The sequence below is a fragment of the Pseudoalteromonas sp. UCD-33C genome (assembly GCF_001306895.1).
Taxonomy (GTDB): domain Bacteria; phylum Pseudomonadota; class Gammaproteobacteria; order Enterobacterales; family Alteromonadaceae; genus Pseudoalteromonas.
Genome location: NZ_LJTB01000028.1, coordinates 1 through 886 on the forward strand (window position 1 = coordinate 1; position 886 = coordinate 886).

Consider the following 886-nt stretch of genomic DNA (forward strand, 5'->3'; position numbering starts at 1 on the left):
ATTTAGCCTTAGATGATGGTCCACCTATATTCAGTCAAAGTTTCACGTGCTCCGACCTACTCGATTTCACTTAAGATGCATTTTCGTGTACGGGACTATCACCCTGTATCGTCAAACTTTCCAGAATGTTCCACTAACACATAATAAGCTTAAGGGCTGGTCCGGTTTCGCTCGCCGCTACTTCCGGAATCTCGGTTGATTTCTGTTCCTACGGGTACTTAGATGTTTCAGTTCTCCGCGTTCGCCTCGTTAACCTATGTATTCAGTTAACGATACCTGCAAGCAGGTGGGTTTCCCCATTCGGAAATCCTAGTCTCAAGCGCTTTTTACTAGCTTGACTAGGCTTATCGCAAGTTAATACGTCCTTCATCGCCTCCAACTGCCAAGGCATCCACCGTGTACGCTTAGTCACTTAACCATACAACCCAAACGGGTCTTTGTTAGTGACAGCTGTTAACTTCGCCAGAAGTTAATTCATCAAATAATGATGAGAATACTAAAGTAGATACCGATTAATCATTGCTGATTAACTGGCATATTTTTACTTTTGAAAACTCTTTATAAATAACAATGTTATCTATAAGAATTTTAATATCAGCTTTCCAAATTTTTAAAGAGCATATTAATTAGTTAAACCAAAGCGGCTTAGCTAACTAACAATCATCTGTGTGGACACTACGAACAAATAAGTTCTAAATCGTATAAGGAGGTGATCCAGCCCCAGGTTCCCCTAGGGCTACCTTGTTACGACTTCACCCCAGTCATGAATCACTCCGTGGTGAACGTCCTCCCGAAGGTTAGACTATCCACTTCTGGAGCAACCCACTCCCATGGTGTGACGGGCGGTGTGTACAAGGCCCGGGAACGTATTCACCGCATCATTCTG

General features: G+C 43.0%; 2 rRNA genes. Both read right to left on the reverse strand.

Going from position 1 to position 886, the window contains the following annotated elements:
* Nucleotides 1–418 (reverse strand): 23S ribosomal RNA (locus tag AOG26_RS20240); the annotation flags it as partial.
* A gap of 284 nt (nt 419–702) precedes the next feature.
* Nucleotides 703–886, reverse strand: a 16S ribosomal RNA gene (locus tag AOG26_RS20245); the annotation flags it as partial.